Origin of the sequence: Legionella jordanis (assembly GCF_900637635.1) — a bacterium.
Lineage (GTDB): Bacteria > Pseudomonadota > Gammaproteobacteria > Legionellales > Legionellaceae > Tatlockia > Tatlockia jordanis.
This window is the reverse complement of the sequence record NZ_LR134383.1, coordinates 2,771,696-2,789,159: the sequence shown is the minus strand read 5'-3', so window position 1 is coordinate 2,789,159 and position 17,464 is coordinate 2,771,696. Positions and strand designations below refer to the sequence as shown.

The following is a 17,464-nucleotide window of genomic DNA, read 5'->3' as shown; positions in this document are numbered from 1 at the left end:
ACTATGAACGACATGAATACGATATTACCAGACATTAAGTTGCGCTTTAATCTTGACCACCCAAATCTGGAAGAATGTTATGCATTTGGTTATGAATGTGCCTTGGCGGAAATGGCTGAAGAAGCCAATCCTTACCGTGAAGGCAGTCTGGAGCATGAACATTGGTCAGAAGGGTGGTGGGCTGGGTTTTATGGCGAAAAACCATTGTTCGATTTGTCTTATGCTCCAGTAGAAGAAGGAGGATTTGTTGAAAAGGAGGCTGCGAATGATGGCTTCTATCAAAACCTGAGCAATAAAATTAGCGCTGAGTTCTTTACAAAAGTGTTAAAAATTACAGGTGCTTTGGCTGCTACTGCAATGGTGGGTTATCAAGTCTTGGACCTCGTGGCATAGATAGCCAGCAAAAAAGTAATTATTAACCGTGAGAGTCTTTAATGATGATTAAATAATTGAAGCAATCAAACCTGGGTTTGGATTGATTGCTTCACTCCTAAGTCCATCTATTAAACTACCTTATTTAAAAAACTTTAAAACCATACTCCTCATTCTGGCTAGTTCAGCAGGATTAAACTCTTTGTAAATGGGGCTGCCAATATTAAGGCAGACGGTCACCTGCTCGCCAACTCCTTTTAATAAATCAACACCTGTGAGAACCAATACATGAATGGAGTCGCTAATTTCCTTAGCCCATTCATCGAAATAGTCCTGACTTGTGAAAACAGGTAAAAAGGTTTGATTGTTTTCTGCTAAAAAAAGCACTTCGGGATTATCAGGGGAGGAATGTTTGTCAATGGGAATCATAAAATTCCCCTTAATAAACTCTAGATAAGCTTTATTGGCCTCGGAATTTGCTCCTGATGCGGCAAAAGCGTTTTTAACAGCCTGTTCAAGGTCATTCATCTTTTTACTCATAAGAAAAACAAAAAATTATACATCTATTTTCATCTTGTTGCTGCCTCAAACTTCCAGGTAATACCCACTGCGAAATGATGGCAGTTTGATAGCGAGCAATGTGTTGAAATAATTGGCGGTAACAGTATAATGGAGTTTAAATTTTGATAAATCAATGACCAACCTACTGTTTTATACGATTTATCTCAAATTCATCTTGGATGGAAACGTTAACAGAGTGAATTTATGAATATGATGGCAATGTCACAGAGTGAAAAAGCGGGTCGTCTGAATCAAATAGGCTTTGCTTGGATTGTTTGGGGATTGGCTGCAGCGTTTTACTTCTCCGATTATATGGCTCGCGTAGCTCCTGGAGTTATGCATCGAAGTCTTCAGATTGATTTTGGTATTAATGAAGCAGGATTTGGTATTTTAACTGCCTCATTTTATTTCCCCTACATCCTTATGCAGGTTCCAGTTGGGCTTACGGTGGATCGTCTAAGCATACGTGCCATTCTTACCGTCATGTCTCTCATCACGGCTTTAGGCTGTGGTGTATTTGGGCTTGCAGACGGTCTTGCCATGGCCTCGTTCGGACGCATGCTAATCGGCTTTAGTGCTGCGTTTGCATTCGTAAGTTCTTTACGATTGGCAACTTCATGGTTCCCCCCTGCGATGCTCGGCCTCCTTGCTGGACTAACTCAGGCACTGGGAATGCTTGGTGCAGCGGCTGGTGAAGCGCCTGTTTCCTTCCTGGTGGCCAATGTCGGTTGGCGTCATAGCATGCTGATTATTGCTTTTCTTTTCATAGCGCTAGCAGGGCTTCTCTACCAATTTGTTCAGGATAAACCAGGGCTTAATCGCCGTGAAATGAAAAAATCAGGCGACTACATCAGCATTTTCCGCAGTTTAAAAATTGTACTTAGCCACCGCCAAACCTGGTTAAACGCTCTTTACGCGGGCTTCTTATTTGGGCCAACAGCTGTAATCGGTGAAGCAATAGGCCCTGCTTATCTTCAATACGGACGCGGTTTAGCCGCTCATGCAGCAGCTTTTGCTACAGGCTTGATTTTCATTGGTTGGGGAATTAGTGGTCCACTGTCCGGATGGCTGTCCGACAAAATAGGCAGAAGAAAGCCTTTAATGATTGTTTCAGCACTATGTGGGATTGTATTAACTTCATTGTTTGTTTTCTATCCTCATATTGATAAGACAATGGCTTATTTCCTATTTTTTGCCTTTGGTGTAACCAATACCGGTGTTGCCATTGCTTATGCAGTATCCACAGAAATTCACGAAAGTAATGTAGTGGGTACCTCGATTGCGTTTACTAACATGATCTCCATTTTTGTGGGCGCGCTTATGCAACCTCTAGTAGGTCGTTTAGTCGACCTGGTTTCTGGTCCCAGGGCGTATAATGTTGAAACCTTGTTACTGACGGATTTCCAGGCGGGATTAAAGTTACTCCCTCTCTGTTCCCTGGTCGCTTTAATTTTGGCTTTTACAGTAAAGGAAACTTATTGCAAACCCCTTCGTAAATTATAATGAGGCGCTGTTTTTCAAAAAAGGAATTTAATATCTTTGCTATTGATCAATCTCGTGTTTTAATTATGCGGTGCCTCTTTTCAAGAATAAAAAAAAACCAGAGGCAGATACTAACACGGAGATAATATGAAAAAATTCATAGGATTAGTGATTATTTTAGCCGTCCTAGTCCTCGGCTCTTATTACGGCATGGGCTATCTCACTGAAAAGAAAGTAAGAGAAAGCCTCGATTTTGTGAATCGCTCCAATGGGATAGCGGCCAAAATCATTGAATACAAACGCGGCTGGTTTACTTCAACTGCAGTTTTTAACTGGATACTGCACGTGCCTGAGCAAACCGTAGAAAACAATGGTCAGACTCAAACAATTCCTGCACAGGATTACAGCATGCAGATGCCTGTTACCATTTATCACGGGCCGATCATTTTCGCAAACAAAGGGGTTAAGTTTGGCTTGGGCTATGCCCATACTGATTTGACAATGCCGCCCCAATACATGCAGCAGTTCAATAGCTTATTCACAGGCGAATCAACCAAACCAACAATGGTAATTGATTTTTTTGTCAGCTATTTAGGCAACAGCAGCATCGATATGTCAGTGCCAGCTTTTAAATTATTTGCAAAAGAAGGCAATAGCATATTTGAATGGCGGGGTTTATCAACCACCACAAACCTTTCTCCACATATGGACAAAGTGGGTGGCAATATTACCCTTGAAGGTTTAACGTTCAAGAAAGATCAAATTAACAGTAAAGTATCGACCGTCACGAGTGAATACAATTTGCATCGTACCGATAAAGGTTTGTTCCTCGGTGATGCCAGTCTATCCTTTCCTTCATTTGTAGTTATGGATGGGGATCAAAAATTATTTGAGTTGGGGCAATTTGATATTCACTCCGATTCCGACATTGACAATAATTTATTTAATTCCCATTTTAAAGCTTCAGTAGATAAGATCATTGCTAATAATAAAACTTATGGTCCTGGTAATTTGGAGCTTTCTATTCGCAATCTTGATGCAGATGCTTTAGCAAGACTCAATGAAGAGGCTCAAAAAATTCAGCAGGGTACAGATGCAGAGCGCCAACGTGCTATGCTTGCCATGCTTCCTGAGTTGCCGAAGTTATTCAGTAAAGGGGCTGAGTTTGAACTAACCGACATGAATTTTGCGATGCCGGAAGGAACTGTAGAAGGCAACATGTTGCTTTCACTACCTAAGAACGGCAATCTGGCTAATCCGTTTGAATTGATGCAAAAAATTCAGGGCAATGGCAAGTTGAAGGTTCCTGCTGTCGTGGTTCGACAACTCGTTACGGAATCCATCAAGCAAAAAATGATGGCACCGCAACAAGGCCAACAAGATCAACAGACTCAACAAGAATCTGATCAGAGCATTGCTCAACAAGTACAACCGCAAAATGCCAGCACGGCACAAGCGGCTGCTAACTCCACGGATGTTTCGCAACAAGCGGTTGCTTTGGCGGATAAACAATTGGCCGCTCTAGTGCAAAATGGAGTTCTTGTGAAACAGGGAAATGACTATGTTATTGAAGTGAGCCTAAATCAAGGTCAACTCAGCATAAATGGCAAGCCTTATAACGCCGACATGCTGAAATTCTAATAATAACAAAGCCAATGATTAGGTCGAGCCTGGATCCCCAGGCTCGCTGCTAATACCTGATTTTAAAATAAAATTGCAAAAACGAGGCTTGTCAGGGGTAAGCCAATTCGGTAATATGCTCGTTTTTAAAGGAGGAGTTAAGAAGAATGACAACAATCAGTAATGAAGCTGGGGATGCTACGATGTCACTGGCGGAGAGTGTCACTCAATCAGTGCAGAAATATTTTGCCGAGCTCAAGGGAACTGATCCTGTTGATCTGTACCAATTTGTTCTTGAAGAAATTGAAACACCGTTGTTTCGTGCTGTCATGGAGCATTGTAAATACAATCAATCTCGTGCAGCAATTATGTTAGGAATCAGTCGAGGTACTTTAAGGACAAAGTTGCGTCGATATTTTGATGATAAATATGTTGGTACTCGAGATTAATTTTTAAGCAAAAGGGGAAGATTGACTTCCCTTTTCTCTTGAAGGCACAAGCACAAAGATGCAAGTCCTGCATTCAACACAATTCAGCTTATCCTCCTAAATTGAAGAGGCCATCAACTAGATGGCTTTTGAGGTTTGCAAAAGACTGCTTATTAAGAGCATACATTCGCTATGTGTCTGTTTAAGAATCTATAAATAAGTACGCACAATCGTTCCTATCGAGCTACTTCTATAGCTAATCATTTCAAAATTATTATTATATTTATTTGATGAAACTTCTTGGAGGATCGCATTCGGAATTCCAATGTTGTACCGTTGATTCTGGTTAATCGATGTATGAAGGAAACCCTATGCCTGTTTAACAAGAGGCACATTAGTCATCATGCCTCTTGAGCTCGCGAAATTTAATTTATTAGCACACCTTATTCAGCAAACATGGAGCTGACAGATTCTTCCACATTTACCCGCTTGATGGCTTGTGCCAACATGTCTGCAAGGCTTACGATGCGAATTTTTTTACATTGCTTTGCTGCATCGGACAGTGGGATGGTGTCTGTAACTACAACTTCATCCAGAGAGGAATTACTAATATTATCTACGGCTGGACCTGATAAAACAGGGTGCGTTATGTAGGCCCGAACACTACTGGCACCATTTTGTTTCAGTTGATAAGCGGCAGAACAAAGTGTTCCTGCAGTGTCAACGATATCGTCAATAATTATACAATTTCGGCCGGCAGGCTCTCCAATAATATGCATTACTTCCGATTTATTAGGCCCGCTTCGGCGTTTATCGATAATCGACAAATCTGCATCATTTAATTGTTTAGCCATGGCTCTGGCTCGCACCACACCACCCACATCGGGGGAAACAACCATGAGATTAGACAAATTTTGTTTCTTAATGTCTTCCAATAAAATGGGCGTTGAATAGACGTTATCCACAGGCATGTAAAAAAAGCCCTGGATTTGATCGGCATGTAAATCTACTGTTAAAACTCGGCAGATACCGACCGAAGCCATCATGTCAGCAACCACTTTCGCGGTAATTGGTACGCGTGCGGAGCGAACTCGTCTGTCTTGGCGAGCATAACCAAAATAGGGTACAACCGCGGTGATTCGACCTGCAGAAGAGCGTCTAAGCGCATCGGCCATAATAATCAATTCCATGAAATTATTATTGGCAGGCGCACAAGTTGATTGGATGATAAATACATCACGGCCGCGTACGTTTTCCAGAATCTCAACCATGGTTTCACCATCGCTGAAGGTTCCGACTGTTGCTTGCCCAATTGGAATTTGTAAATGAGAAGCTATTTTAAGTGCCAGCTCTGGATTAGCATTGCCGGTAAAGATCATCATTGTCGACATGTGCAAAAAACCTAAGATTTTGAACGTTAATCAGGGTAACTTAAACACATAGCAGAAGACAGCCAGAAAGATATAGTTATTATTTGAGCGGTCCGGTGAACGCATCCTTCCCGGGTATCTTCTGCCGTCTGTTTACTTGAATCAACAAGATTGTGGCTGGGGTGCTAGGATTCGAACCTAGGTATGCAGGGATCAAAACCCTGTGCCTTACCGCTTGGCGACACCCCAATAAGTTGTAGATTCTTCCATCATCCTTGAACATGCATTGCTGCAAACGTGCGTATTTTGCAAAGTATTTAGAGTCTTGTCAAACACTTTTATTAGCTGAATCGCTCTTTTCTATAAAATAATTAAAGTTACAGATTGAAGCCAAGCTTAAGTCTTTCGGATAGAGTAGACGTTTAGGACTATTTACGTCAAGTCAAGTATTCAGATGCGACTATTTCAATAGGATTAATTGCAGGAATTGACAATCAATTCCCGCAAAATCCAAAGTGGCTAGATTTTCCAACGTTTAATAACCAACTTAATAAAAACCCCATTACCTTGCAGCTTAATATGTGTAGGTAAAACAGCATTGCCGACACGAGTGTATTGGCCATATTCAACCAGGTAGCCCCCTTGTTTCAGAAGTCTTAGGTGATTGGTCTCATCTCGTTGTGCGAGCTGAACATTGCCTGGTGCGGGCAATCCTCTGACCCAGTAATAAAGATTGTTAACTGGCAGGCGGATCCCGGTTTGCCTTTTGAGCAGTTCTTCAGCATTTGAAGAGGACGCCGTTTTAGGGCCATCGCGGAATGTGACGACACCCCCTTGTTTATTAATCAATACAGTGCCACTGCCTAGAGGACCAAACAAACGAATTTGATAAGCGCCAAGACCTCTCTGTGCCCAATTGATGGCAGCATTCCAGCCTTTATTTTTATTCCTTGCCGCCATGGCACCGGAAATTTCCCAGGAAGAAATGGCGCTGGCAGAGGCTGTGGCTGCATTTTTAGCTGTATCACTGCCTAAACTATTTTTGCTTGCTTTATTCTTTATTTTTGAACCAGCAATAGCCATGGTATTGTCATTAGACAAGTTTTCTTCAGACATCGAGAGTGCTTTCTTGGATGATTTAGACTTTCCTTCTGCTAACGGCACGTTTGTCATGCTGTTATTGCTAAAACCAGATTTGGCGGTGGGCATGGTCATTGATGAAGGCGGGGCATAACCCCTTTTTCCAGGATAGCTATCAGGTACATCCATTGAGGGGCGCGGTGCACAAGCCGTGAGTAAGAGAAAAGATCCCATTAAAGTCGTTTTTATTGCAGTCATCGCATCTCCTAATTCCATTTAAGGTAGGGTTTCATTTTATAATAGTCCAGAAAAAGAAAAATTCCTGCCTAAGGGAAAAAAGCTTTTGTCGCCGCTGTCATTTTCGCAGTACAATAGGCAAGACTGCTAAAGTTTGCAAATAATAGTTAATAATAATGAAACAAAAAGCAATTTATCCTGGTACCTTCGATCCGGTAACCAACGGGCATGTAGATATCATCAAACGCGCTTCGAACATATTTCCGGAGCTGGTGGTGGCCGTAGCCAGCAACGCTACAAAGCAACCTTTTTTTCCTTTGGAAACGAGAATAGAACTTATTAAAGATTCTTTGGGGAGTTTACCTGGAGTTTCGGTAATTGGTTTTGACTGTTTACTCATTGATTTCGTTCATCAACAGAAAGCAGGCATTATTTTAAGAGGGCTCAGAGCCGTTAATGATTTTGAATACGAATTCCAGTTAGCTGGAATGAACCGCAAGTTATCACAAGAAGTAGAAACATTATTTTTAACTCCATCCGAACATCTACTATTCATTTCCTCCACACTGGTGCGTGAAATTGCCCAACTTTCTGGGGATGTGTCTCAATTTGTTCCATTAGCTGTGGTGAATGCATTTGAAGAACGAAAAAATAAAAAATTATGAAAAAATTTGTTATCTTATTTTTTTCAATTATTTCTTCTATTAATGCACAAACAAATCAGATTTTTCCTCCCGGTTATGCGGTAGCAACGGCTCATCCCCTGGCAACCAATGCAGGATTAGAAATACTTGCCGCCGGCGGTAATGCATTTGATGCAGCAGTAGCAGTGAGTGCTGTTTTGGCTGTGGTTGAACCTTATCACTCGGGGTTGGGTGGCGGCGGTTTTTGGTTATTGCACCTTGAACGGGAGCAGCAAGACATTTTAGTCGATGGTCGCGAGGTTGCCCCTTTGGCTGCTCATAAGGATATGTTTCTTGATGCAAATGGAAAACCTGTTCCTGGCTTATCTTTAAATGGTGGATTGGCAGCAGCAATCCCAGGAGAACCTGCAGCTTTAAGCTATATTGCAAAACATTATGGTCGTCTTCCTTTAGCAACCACATTAGCCCCGGCTATACGCTTGGCAGAGAATGGTTTCATTGTTGATGAGCAATTTCATTATTTTTCAACCATGGCCGATAGGCTATCCATGTTGAAACGGTTTCCAGCCACAGCAGCAGTATTCTTGAACAAAGGTAAACCCTATGAGATTGGCCAAAGGCTAAAACAGCCGGACTTAGCCAATACATTAAAACTGCTAGCAAACCAGGGCCATGATGGCTTTTATCGTGGAAAAGTAGCTGAGCAACTGGTTAAAGCAGTAGCCGATGCAGGAGGGGTTTGGTCTCTTAATGATTTGGCCCAATACCAGGTTAAACTCAGAACGCCGTTACACGCCAGTTATCATAATGTACTCATCACTACAGCACCACCTCCTTCAGGCGGGGGTGTGGCGTTAATTACGATGTTAAATATTCTTTCTCCTTATCCTCTAGAACAATTTACAGAGGCAAAACGAGTGCATTTTATAACGGAAGCCATGAGGCTTGCTTATTGGCAGCGAGAGAGGATTGGTGATCCAGATTTTAGCGAAGTCCCTCTAGAGCAGTTGCTTTCTGCTGAAAACGCAGGGAAGTTGAGGCAATACATTCGTGAAGACAAAGCAACAGCAAGCATAAAGCTCCCTAAAAAGTCTGCAATCAGTGAACCGCAACATACTACCCATATTTCCATTCTGGATAAGGAAGGCAATCGTGTGTCTGCAACAATGACCGTCAATTTTATATTCGGTTCAAGTGTTGTGGCCGCGGGCACAGGGGTCTTACTGAATGATGAAATGGATGATTTCTCAAGCAAAGTTGGTGAGAAAAATGTTTTTGGTGTGGTAGGCAGTCAGAAAAACAGTATTGCTCCTGGGAAAAGGCCAGTTTCTAGTATGACCCCTACATTTCTGGAAACGCCAAATCGTCTTGCCATTGTGGGAACCCCTGGAGGTAGTCGCATACCGACAATGATTCTGCTAGCTACCCTGGTTTTTGAGCAATTTAAAGGAGCAATTTCCATGGTTTCGGCGATGCGCTTTCACCATCAATACTTGCCGGATGTGTTGCAATTTGAACCCGAAACATTTTCTCCTGCTGTGCAAGAGGAGCTTAAACGAATGGGCTATCAATTAATGGCATTGACGGAGTATTTTGGGGACATGCAAGCCATAAGCTGGGATAAGAACAACAATGTCCTTACCGCAGCGTCTGATCCAAGGCATATGGGACTGGCTGCAGTCCTATCGAATCAATCCGGTGGGTATGGAGTGAATTACTAAATTTGAGACGGTGTATGACGAAGTGTTCTTCTACTGCCCCTCACCTATCAAAATTTGGATGGCATCATGCACACGCTGAACCAGTTCTTCCCGATTTTCCATGCTGTATTTGGAAGCATCGATAGGTTCGCCTATATGGATTTCAGCTGTTTGATTTAGATTGAGTCGAGTGGTTCTGGCAGGTAAAATATTGTAAGCGCCACGAATACCAATGGGAATAATGGTCGCTTTGGAACTAATTGCAGTGATAAATGCCCCTTTTTTAAAAGGCGCAAGTTTCCCATCCTTTGAACGTGTGCCTTCTGGCGCAATCCAAATTACAATACCGCTTTCCATCAATTTTCGTGCAGATTCCAAATCTCTAATGGCTTGGTGGCGATTTTTACGATCTATAAAAGGAAATTCTGCCGCTTCCATTCCTTTTCCTAAAAGAGGGATCCTGGATAATTCAACTTTGGCAAGCATCCTTATGGAATGATGGGGAAAGGCTTTAAAGCTAATTGGAATATCATAGAGGCTGCTATGATTACACATAATAAGGGTAGCTTGTCCAGGTTGGGGTTCAACCCCATAGGGATTAACAATTTTGCATTTTACGCCAACCAGATTCAATAATTTATCGGTCCAGCGATGAATCATCATATTGACCCAGGTTCGGTTTGTTTTACCCGTCATGGATTTAAGAATTGAGCGGATGCTAATATAGGCCGTATATGAAACGGATAGAAAAATAATCCACTGGGTGCGAATCTTACTGATTTTCATAAAAGTGATTGTTAAATAAATATGCGAAATAATACTTCATGTTTCTTGCCTTTCACAGCATAAAGTCAAAGGCTTTCAGCTGGATTGTTGTTAAGACTAAAAAACGCAGGTTGGCAAATTGGGCAAAAAGCTGAACTCCGCCCAGCTATAATTAGGGTTTGGATCCGATTGCGACATTGGTAGCACAGTAAATTTTTTCTGCCATAGACTTGTAAATTATGGGTAAAGTAACCCGGCTTACCATCTGCAGCATAAAAATCTCGCAATGTAGTGCCTCCCGAATGGATGGCTGCCAGCAAAACCTGCTTTATCGCTGTAACCAATTTATCAAAATGAATTTTTTGCAGCATTCCTGCAGGAGTAAGAGGATGAAGACCTGCTAAAAATAGGCTTTCTGTTGCATAAATATTGCCAACTCCAACAACAATCTCATTGCGCATGATCAATGATTTGATATTTTGTTGTTTTTTATAAGCTTGTTTCTCAAGATATTCGGCGTTGAATTCTTCAGATAATGGCTCAGGCCCTAAATGCATTAATAGCTGATGCTGAAAGGGGGCATTAACAAACAGCCAAAGCCCGAAGCGTCTAGGATCGTTGTAGCGCAGCATCGTTTCATTCTCTAGCAAAACATCAATGTGATCGTGTTTTCCTGCTGGTGTATCCGTTGAAACGAGACGAAGATGTCCAGACATCCCTAAATGTATAAGCAGGCAGCCTGTGCTCAGCTGAATCAGCAAGTACTTGGCACGTCTGGATATGGACAAAATTGTCTTTCCGGAGCAAAGCTCATCCAAGGGGGGGACAGGATAACGCAATCTAGCCTGCCTTATAATGATCCTTGTAATGGTTTTATCAGTTAAAAAAGGGGTTATGCCTCTCTTTATCGTTTCAACTTCGGGTAATTCTGGCATTAGTCTTTGTCATTGTGGTCAATAATGCGTCCCTTTGTCGTCATTGATTTACTGGAACGCGAGAAAAAATAACTTTTAATAAACGCGATTAACCAAAGAATAGCACCAATGATCACTCCCCAGACAAACACATATGAGAATAATATAAACAGTCCAATTATTAGTGCAATGGCAATTCCGATCATCAGAAAAGGAATTAGCTGTTGCAATAGACGCTCGAGTTTCTGGTTCATGGGCAGTTCCTAGTTTGCAAAAATTTTTAACACAATTTATCCTGAGAACAACCTAAAGTGGCTGAAGTCTGGATTTATTTAAAATTATCGTCCACAACCACGGTTGATGCAATGTGAATTGTTCAATTTATGTTATGATATAAACAAGGCATCCTACGAATCGTCGTAAGAGCCTTTGTCGTAATCTATCTGGAGTAACCATATGATCTATGGGATTCTTAACTTGTCCTTTTGGGGTTATGTTATAGCAACTATCGTACTAACCCAAATTACTATTGCTGCTGTTACTATTTATTTACATCGTCATCAAACGCACCGTGCATTAACTTTACACCCAATCGTTAGTCATTTTTTCCGATTCTGGTTATGGTTAACTACCGGTATGATTACTGGGGAATGGGTGGCCATTCATCGCAAACACCATGCCTACAGTGATGCTGAAGGCGATCCTCACAGTCCAAAAGTATTTGGCTTGAAGAAAGTATTTTGGGAAGGTGCAGAACTTTATCGAGCAGCCACAAAAGATAAAGAGATGATTGCCAAATATTCCCATGGCACACCAAATGATTGGATTGAGAGAAATCTCTATTCTCGCTTCTCCTCAAAAGGGATTTTATTAATGCTCCTGCTGGACCTGCTGTTCTTTGGCTTGCCAGGGATTAGCATTTGGGCCATTCAAATGATGTGGATACCCATCCATGCGGCGGGTGTTATCAATGGAATAGGTCACTTCTGGGGCTATCGCAATTTTGAATGTCCAGATGCTGCAACCAATATCTTGCCCTGGGGTTTTTGGATTGGCGGTGAAGAACTTCACAACAACCATCACACCTTTGCGTCTTCGGCTAAATTCTCCATTAAATGGTGGGAGTTTGATATTGGTTGGTTTTACATTCGCTGTCTTTCTCTTCTGGGATTGGCCAAAGTTAAGAAATTGCCCCCTAAACTGGCGAGGGAAGAAGGCAAACTGCAGGTCGACCTTGATACGGTTAGAGCGGTAGTCAGTAATCGTTTTCAAGTGATGTCACACTATTATAAAAATGTGATCCGCCCCATTCTCAAACATGAAAAACGACAGGCCATTGAAACCAATCAAGGCAAGGCGCTCTTCCTGCGCGCAGGTCGATTAATGCGTATGCAAGACAGTTTGTTATCACCTCGTGCCAAGGCTAAATTGCAGGCTTTGTTAGCAAGTAGAGAACAGCTTCGTACGGTTTACACTTTTCGCCAATCCTTGCAAAACATTTGGCTAAAAACTGCCAGCTCACAAAAAGAATTGGTTGAATCATTGCAGCAATGGTGTAAACAAGCCGAAGAATCTGGACTTGAGGTACTAAGACAGTTTGCTCAGCAAATTAAGGCTTACGTGCCGAAACCGGTGAAAGTATAAAAAACGGGCTTCGCCCGTTTTTTTTTATTCTAAATTCAGACACAATGAAAATTCTTAAACACTCTTTGATTAAGCCTTATGCGGAGTGGTACTGCTACAATATAAATGTAGAACATGCACTAGGTTGACAATCATCTCCTTTTGCTTTGAAGTAATAGTTTCCAATCACATATTTTAGGAGATGTTATTTATGGAAAAAATGACGGCCGTGGTAACCGGTGGAACAGGTGGGATTGGTACAGCCATTTGTCAGCGCTTAGCTTCTGACTATCAAGTCATTGCCTGCTATTTTAAGGATGGTAATCATGAAGAAGCAAAGCGATGGCAAACTGAGCAGCAAGCTGCAGGCTATGAAATCGATATCGTTTATGCTGACATTGTGCATTTCGCAGACTGTGAGAAATTAACCTCCCTCATTTTGGAAAAATACAATCGCATTGATGTATTGGTGAATAATGCAGGCATTACAGCCGACACCAGCTTAAAAAAAATGAGTCCTGAGCAGTGGCAGCAAGTGATAGATGCGAATTTGACCAGCGTTTTTAACGTGACCAGGAATGTTTTGCCGGCTATGTTGGAAAAAGGCTATGGGCGGATCATCAGCATTTCGTCCATCAATGGCCGTAAAGGACAGTTTGGACAGTGCAACTACGCAGCTTCGAAGGCAGCACTGTTTGGTTTTAGCAAAAGCTTGGCACAAGAAGTGGCTGCCAAGGGCATCACAGTCAATACAATTTCTCCTGGCTATATTGAAACAGCAATGCTTACTGGTATGAAAGAGGAAATTCTAAAAAGTATTATCGCCAATATTCCAGTTGGTCGTCTTGGTAAGCCTCAAGAAATTGCGGATGCGGTTGCTTTTCTCGCAAGTCCGTCGTCAGGCTTTATCACAGGTGCTAATTTGGATATTAATGGCGGTCAATATATGTAATACTTTTCTTAGGCAATGACGCCCTTCAATCAATTAGGGAAAATGATGCGAAGAGAAAAAGTTGTGTTAATTACAGGCGGTACCGGTGATATAGGTACTGCCATTGCTAAACAATTAAACCCCCTTTACGGACCTATTATTGCTTTGGATATAATCTCTGAGGCAAAGGCTTCCGAATGGGAGGCACAAGTCAATGAAGGAGAGCAGCAAAATATCCTTTACCGCCGAATGGATGTAGCTGATTTTGAACAATGTAAAGAAGCCATTGGCAACATCATTGCAGAATTTGGCCGTGTTGATGTATTGATTAATAATGCCGGCATTACTCGAGATGCCGTATTCACGAAGATGACCAAACAACAGTGGGATGAAGTGTTAACAGTGAATCTGGATAGCATGTTTAATGTGACTCACCAGGTAGCTGAGCAAATGCGCAATCAGGAGAGTGGTCGAATTATTAACATCTCATCCGTCAACGCGCAGAAGGGACAATTCTCGCAAACCAATTATGCTGCCTCCAAAGCCGGGATTTATGGTTTTACTAAAAGTCTTGCACAGGAGTTGATGTCGAAAAATATTACTGTGAATAGCATTTCTCCTGGTTATGTGAATACGCGCCTTATGAAAGGAATTCGTCCTGATATTTTAGAAGAAATCATTCAACACATCCCGGCAAAGCGTTTGGCAGAACCAGAGGAAGTGGCTTGGGTTGTTGAATTTTTGATAGATGAAAGAAGCCGTTACATCACGGGTGCTAACTTAAGTATCAATGGTGGCCTGCATATGTATTAGAATGCTTTCAAATTTTCGATCTCTGGCAGGATAAAGTGACCATACTGATTAAAAAATATAAAAATCGGCGATTATATGACACTGAAAAGAGTCAATATATTACTATTGAGGAATTACAACACTATGTTGTAGATGGTGTGTCATTTAAAGTAGAAGATGCTGCAAGTGGTAAAGATCTAACCAATGCTACCCTGCTGCAAATTCTGGTTGAAATGGAAAGTGGCGCAACGCAGTTCTTGTCACCTTCGGTATTGCGCCAATTAATCATTTTTGCCGATCACCCAATGAGTCAATCTTTTAAAGCGGTTTTTGAAGAAATGTTCGCCAACATGACTAAATTTCTTCAGTCCAATCCTTATTTAAATGATTATAAAAAAGCCAGCCACTTATGGAATCAGCAAATGGAGCAGTTTTTTAGGCAATGGGAAAATTTTTTTAAACCCTAGGATTTGCTGCACCGCAAAATAATTTCTAAAACTCCTTGACAATATAGGTTGAAGAATAATATTCTTAAATTGTGCAGTGCAACAATTTTAGGGAGAGGTTAAAATGACTCAAGAATATTTCGAAAAGTGGAATGATGTGGCCAAAAGAATGCAAGAGCCTTTTCAAGCTATGGCTGAATTGAATGTTAAGACCTTACAAAGCATGCATTTTTTAAAACCAGATGAGCTCAGCAATGTTAAGAAACCTGAAGAGTTAATTGAAAAACAAATTCATATCGCAATTGAAAATGGCCATAAGGCACTTGATTATCTTCAAAAATCCTTTCAAATTATTGAAAAAACAATGTTATCTTTGGTGCAAGAAGTAAAAAATAAAAGCGATATTAAAAAGTAAATCTCTTTTAGTTTGCCCTTGCCAAGTGACAAGGGCAAAATTTTGCTCCGCAAGAGAAACAAACCGATTTGAACGACCGTAGCATTCATATTTCCAACTAACTTTTGCATACAAAGCGAAGCTAAAGCCATGATTCACCGCTTGAGTTACTTTGAACCTGCGGCAGTGGTGTTTTCAGACGCTGGAACCGGTTTTGATTCCGAATCGTTTAAATCCTTTAAAAACAATACTTCAGCCGGCTGCTCATTATTCTGCATTACATCTTTGTACACTTTACGAACGTATTCACCAGGGGCATCCATAATCCCCTTTAATGGAAGCTGTTTAAAATCGGGGGCAGGGATCACTTCACCCGCTTGTTTTTCAAGCCAGTTTAGCCATTCAGGCCACCAGGAGCCAGGTTGATGCTTCGCATTGGCAAGCCATTCCTCGGCAGACTGATTGCTGCTGCTATTACGGTAAAACCCATATTTCCCACTTGTAGGAGGGTTAACAATACCAGCGATATGTCCAGAGCCTCCCAGCAAGAAACGCTTTTTGCCCTTCATTAATTGAAAGCCCATATAGGTTGTTTTCCAGGGGGCAATGTGATCCTTTTGGGTGGAGACAAAAAAAGTAGGAATATCAATTTGGGTTACGTCAAGGGGGACATGATTTAAATGGATCTTCCCGGGTTTCACCAAATGATTATGTAGATACATCCAGCGCAAATATTGGGAATGCATTTTAGCAGGCATATTGGTGGCATCCGCATTCCAATATAATATGTCAAAGGGTACCGGATTTTTACCTTGTAAATAATTCTTCACGAAGAACGACCAGACTAGGTCATTGGCCCTTAATGAGTTAAACGTGCTGGCCATAAAACGCCCGTCAAGAAAGCCTTTGGCGTGCATTTCTTCTTCAATACGGACGATTTGTTGCTCATCAATAAACACCGAAATATCCCCAGGATCACTAAAATCAATCATGGAAGCGAGAAAAGTAGCCGTACGAATGGGTTTTTCCCCAAGTGCTTTGAGGTAAGCAAGCAAGCAGGCCACCAGAGTTCCGCCAATGCAAAACCCTAAAATGTTGACTTGCTTAACCCCTAATTGCCTTTGAATGGTTTTAATCGCCGTAAGGGGACCTTCATTTAAATAATCAAAAATCCCTTTCCTTGCGTAGCTCGCATCAGGATTAACCCAGGAAATCATGAACACCGTGATGCCTTGTTGGACCAACCATTTCACGAAAGAGTTGTGCGGACTTAGATCGAGGATGTAATACTTGTTTATCCAAGGCGGCACTATCAGTAATGGAATACTCCGCACGCTTTCAGTTTGAGGACTGTATTGAATCAATTCCATCATGTCATTGCGAAATATGATCTTACCCGGTGTCGTTGCAATATTACTGCCGATTTTAAACGCATCGGTATCCGTCATTTTGATAATTAATCTTGAGGAGCCACTTTCCATGTCCGTGAGCAAATTTTTAAGCCCGCGCAACAAATTTTTACCATGGCTTTGGATGGTTTCGGCCATTAATTGGGGATTGGTGTGGAGAAAATTGGCAGGAGAGAGGGCATCCAGATATTGTCTGGTAAAAAATTGAACACGTTTGGCCAGTTGCTTATCACCATAGTCTAAATTTTCAAGGAGACAATTCAGATGTTCACTGGCTAATAGATAATGTTGGCTTAACAAGTTGAAAAAGGGATTATTAACCCACTCATCGCCATTAAAACGCTTGTCTTCAATGGGCATGGGTTTGCCTTCCAGCCAATGCTTAAACTGTTCTTGAGCCAAACTCATGGCATCTTGAAGGTAAGCTAGCTGCATTTGCCAAAGCTTTTCAGGATTTTTTAAAATAATGGTTAACAAATCTTGAAAAGAGGTAGTTAAGTCAAAGAACTGTTTTAACAGAGCTGGAGTTTGGGCGGGTTGTTGTTTAAAGCTGTCGATAAGCTGCAAACTCTTCAGTGCAACGGATTGCATGAGATCGCTAAGTTCGGTGTCCTGGGTCATCCTAGCTCCTACAGGTGAATTCTCAATATTTTTATAGTTATTACTTAAGATTAGCAAGTAAGTCATCAACTCGCT

18 protein-coding genes and 1 tRNA gene are annotated in these 17,464 nt (G+C 41.5%); 11 read left to right on the top strand and 8 right to left on the bottom strand.

Features of this window, described 5'->3' with window-relative positions; all coding sequences use genetic code 11:
• Positions 1 to 3 precede the first annotated feature (3 nt).
• Positions 4 to 393, top strand: coding sequence for a hypothetical protein (locus EL203_RS12700; protein ID WP_058471866.1), 390 nt, complete (start codon positions 4 to 6; stop codon positions 391 to 393).
• Positions 394 to 513: 120 nt separating this feature from the next.
• On the opposite strand, the gene EL203_RS12695 is transcribed toward EL203_RS12700, so the two are convergent.
• Positions 514 to 900 carry an SseB family protein gene (locus EL203_RS12695; protein ID WP_058471867.1) on the bottom strand — a complete coding sequence of 129 codons (387 nt, stop codon included), beginning with the start codon at positions 898 to 900 and terminating at the stop codon, positions 514 to 516.
• Positions 901 to 1,146: 246 nt separating this feature from the next.
• Here EL203_RS12695 and EL203_RS12690 point away from each other — a divergent pair, with 246 nt between their 5' ends.
• The 3 genes from EL203_RS12690 to EL203_RS12680 all read left to right on the top strand — a co-directional run bounded on the left by EL203_RS12690 (position 1,147) and on the right by EL203_RS12680 (position 4,484).
• Complete coding sequence (locus EL203_RS12690; protein WP_122224981.1) at positions 1,147 to 2,436, top strand: MFS transporter; 1,290 nt, start codon at positions 1,147 to 1,149, stop codon at positions 2,434 to 2,436.
• 126 nt (positions 2,437 to 2,562) lie between these two features.
• Positions 2,563 to 4,056: a YdgA family protein gene (locus EL203_RS12685; RefSeq protein WP_058471869.1), complete on the top strand. Its 1,494-nt coding sequence runs from the start codon at positions 2,563 to 2,565 to the stop codon at positions 4,054 to 4,056.
• Between the two features lie 146 nt (positions 4,057 to 4,202).
• Complete coding sequence (locus EL203_RS12680; protein ID WP_045107020.1) at positions 4,203 to 4,484, top strand: helix-turn-helix domain-containing protein; 282 nt, start codon at positions 4,203 to 4,205, stop codon at positions 4,482 to 4,484.
• A 422-nt stretch (positions 4,485 to 4,906) separates the two neighbouring features.
• Here the strand turns inward: EL203_RS12680 and EL203_RS12675 are convergent, their stop codons facing one another.
• The 3 genes from EL203_RS12675 to lolB form a co-directional block, all read right to left on the bottom strand.
• On the bottom strand, positions 4,907 to 5,854 hold the full coding sequence (locus EL203_RS12675) for a ribose-phosphate pyrophosphokinase (protein ID WP_058471870.1): 948 nt from the start codon (positions 5,852 to 5,854) through the stop codon (positions 4,907 to 4,909).
• A 153-nt stretch (positions 5,855 to 6,007) separates the two neighbouring features.
• Positions 6,008 to 6,082: transfer RNA gene (locus EL203_RS12665), tRNA-Gln, on the bottom strand.
• Between the two features lie 270 nt (positions 6,083 to 6,352).
• The gene (lolB, locus tag EL203_RS12660; RefSeq protein WP_232003958.1) at positions 6,353 to 7,171 is read right to left on the bottom strand and encodes a lipoprotein insertase outer membrane protein LolB; all 819 of its coding nucleotides are present in this window, start codon (positions 7,169 to 7,171) and stop codon (positions 6,353 to 6,355) included.
• Positions 7,172 to 7,326: 155 nt separating this feature from the next.
• On the opposite strand from lolB, the gene coaD reads away from it, so the two are divergent.
• Positions 7,327 to 7,815: a pantetheine-phosphate adenylyltransferase gene (gene coaD, locus EL203_RS12655; RefSeq protein WP_058471871.1), complete on the top strand. Its 489-nt coding sequence runs from the start codon at positions 7,327 to 7,329 to the stop codon at positions 7,813 to 7,815.
• The gene (gene ggt, locus EL203_RS12650) at positions 7,812 to 9,515 is read left to right on the top strand and encodes a gamma-glutamyltransferase (RefSeq protein WP_058471872.1); all 1,704 of its coding nucleotides are present in this window, start codon (positions 7,812 to 7,814) and stop codon (positions 9,513 to 9,515) included. The genes coaD and ggt overlap by 4 nt, the downstream gene beginning before the upstream one ends.
• Before the next feature lie 30 nt (positions 9,516 to 9,545).
• Here ggt and EL203_RS12645 read toward each other — a convergent pair whose 3' ends face one another.
• From EL203_RS12645 to EL203_RS12635, 3 genes are all read right to left on the bottom strand, one after another.
• Positions 9,546 to 10,280 carry a lysophospholipid acyltransferase family protein gene (locus tag EL203_RS12645; protein ID WP_058471873.1) on the bottom strand — a complete coding sequence of 245 codons (735 nt, stop codon included), beginning with the start codon at positions 10,278 to 10,280 and terminating at the stop codon, positions 9,546 to 9,548.
• A gap of 65 nt (positions 10,281 to 10,345) precedes the next feature.
• The gene (gene mutM / locus EL203_RS12640) at positions 10,346 to 11,194 is read right to left on the bottom strand and encodes a bifunctional DNA-formamidopyrimidine glycosylase/DNA-(apurinic or apyrimidinic site) lyase (protein ID WP_058471874.1); all 849 of its coding nucleotides are present in this window, start codon (positions 11,192 to 11,194) and stop codon (positions 10,346 to 10,348) included.
• Positions 11,194 to 11,427, bottom strand: a complete 234-nt coding sequence (locus tag EL203_RS12635) for a hypothetical protein (RefSeq protein ID WP_058471875.1) — start codon at positions 11,425 to 11,427, stop codon at positions 11,194 to 11,196. Before EL203_RS12635 ends, mutM begins: the two co-directional genes overlap by 1 nt.
• A gap of 202 nt (positions 11,428 to 11,629) precedes the next feature.
• Here EL203_RS12635 and EL203_RS12630 point away from each other — a divergent pair, with 202 nt between their 5' ends.
• From EL203_RS12630 to EL203_RS12610, 5 genes are all read left to right on the top strand, one after another.
• Entirely contained in the window at positions 11,630 to 12,817 is a 1,188-nt protein-coding gene (locus EL203_RS12630; RefSeq protein WP_058471876.1) for a DesA family fatty acid desaturase, read from the top strand.
• A gap of 190 nt (positions 12,818 to 13,007) precedes the next feature.
• Positions 13,008 to 13,748, top strand: coding sequence for an acetoacetyl-CoA reductase (gene phbB / locus EL203_RS12625; RefSeq protein ID WP_058471877.1), 741 nt, complete (start codon positions 13,008 to 13,010; stop codon positions 13,746 to 13,748).
• A 45-nt stretch (positions 13,749 to 13,793) separates the two neighbouring features.
• Positions 13,794 to 14,540 (top strand): acetoacetyl-CoA reductase, encoded by a 747-nt coding sequence (phbB, locus tag EL203_RS12620; protein WP_058471878.1) that lies wholly within the window; start codon positions 13,794 to 13,796, stop codon positions 14,538 to 14,540.
• Between the two features lie 35 nt (positions 14,541 to 14,575).
• Entirely contained in the window at positions 14,576 to 14,986 is a 411-nt protein-coding gene (locus EL203_RS12615; RefSeq protein ID WP_058471879.1) for a polyhydroxyalkanoate synthesis regulator DNA-binding domain-containing protein, read from the top strand.
• Between the two features lie 103 nt (positions 14,987 to 15,089).
• Positions 15,090 to 15,380, top strand: a complete 291-nt coding sequence (locus tag EL203_RS12610; protein WP_058471880.1) for a phasin family protein — start codon at positions 15,090 to 15,092, stop codon at positions 15,378 to 15,380.
• A gap of 146 nt (positions 15,381 to 15,526) precedes the next feature.
• Here EL203_RS12610 and EL203_RS12605 read toward each other — a convergent pair whose 3' ends face one another.
• Positions 15,527 to 17,389, bottom strand: coding sequence for a PHA/PHB synthase family protein (locus EL203_RS12605; RefSeq protein ID WP_082647198.1), 1,863 nt, complete (start codon positions 17,387 to 17,389; stop codon positions 15,527 to 15,529).
• Positions 17,390 to 17,464: the final 75 nt, after the last annotated feature.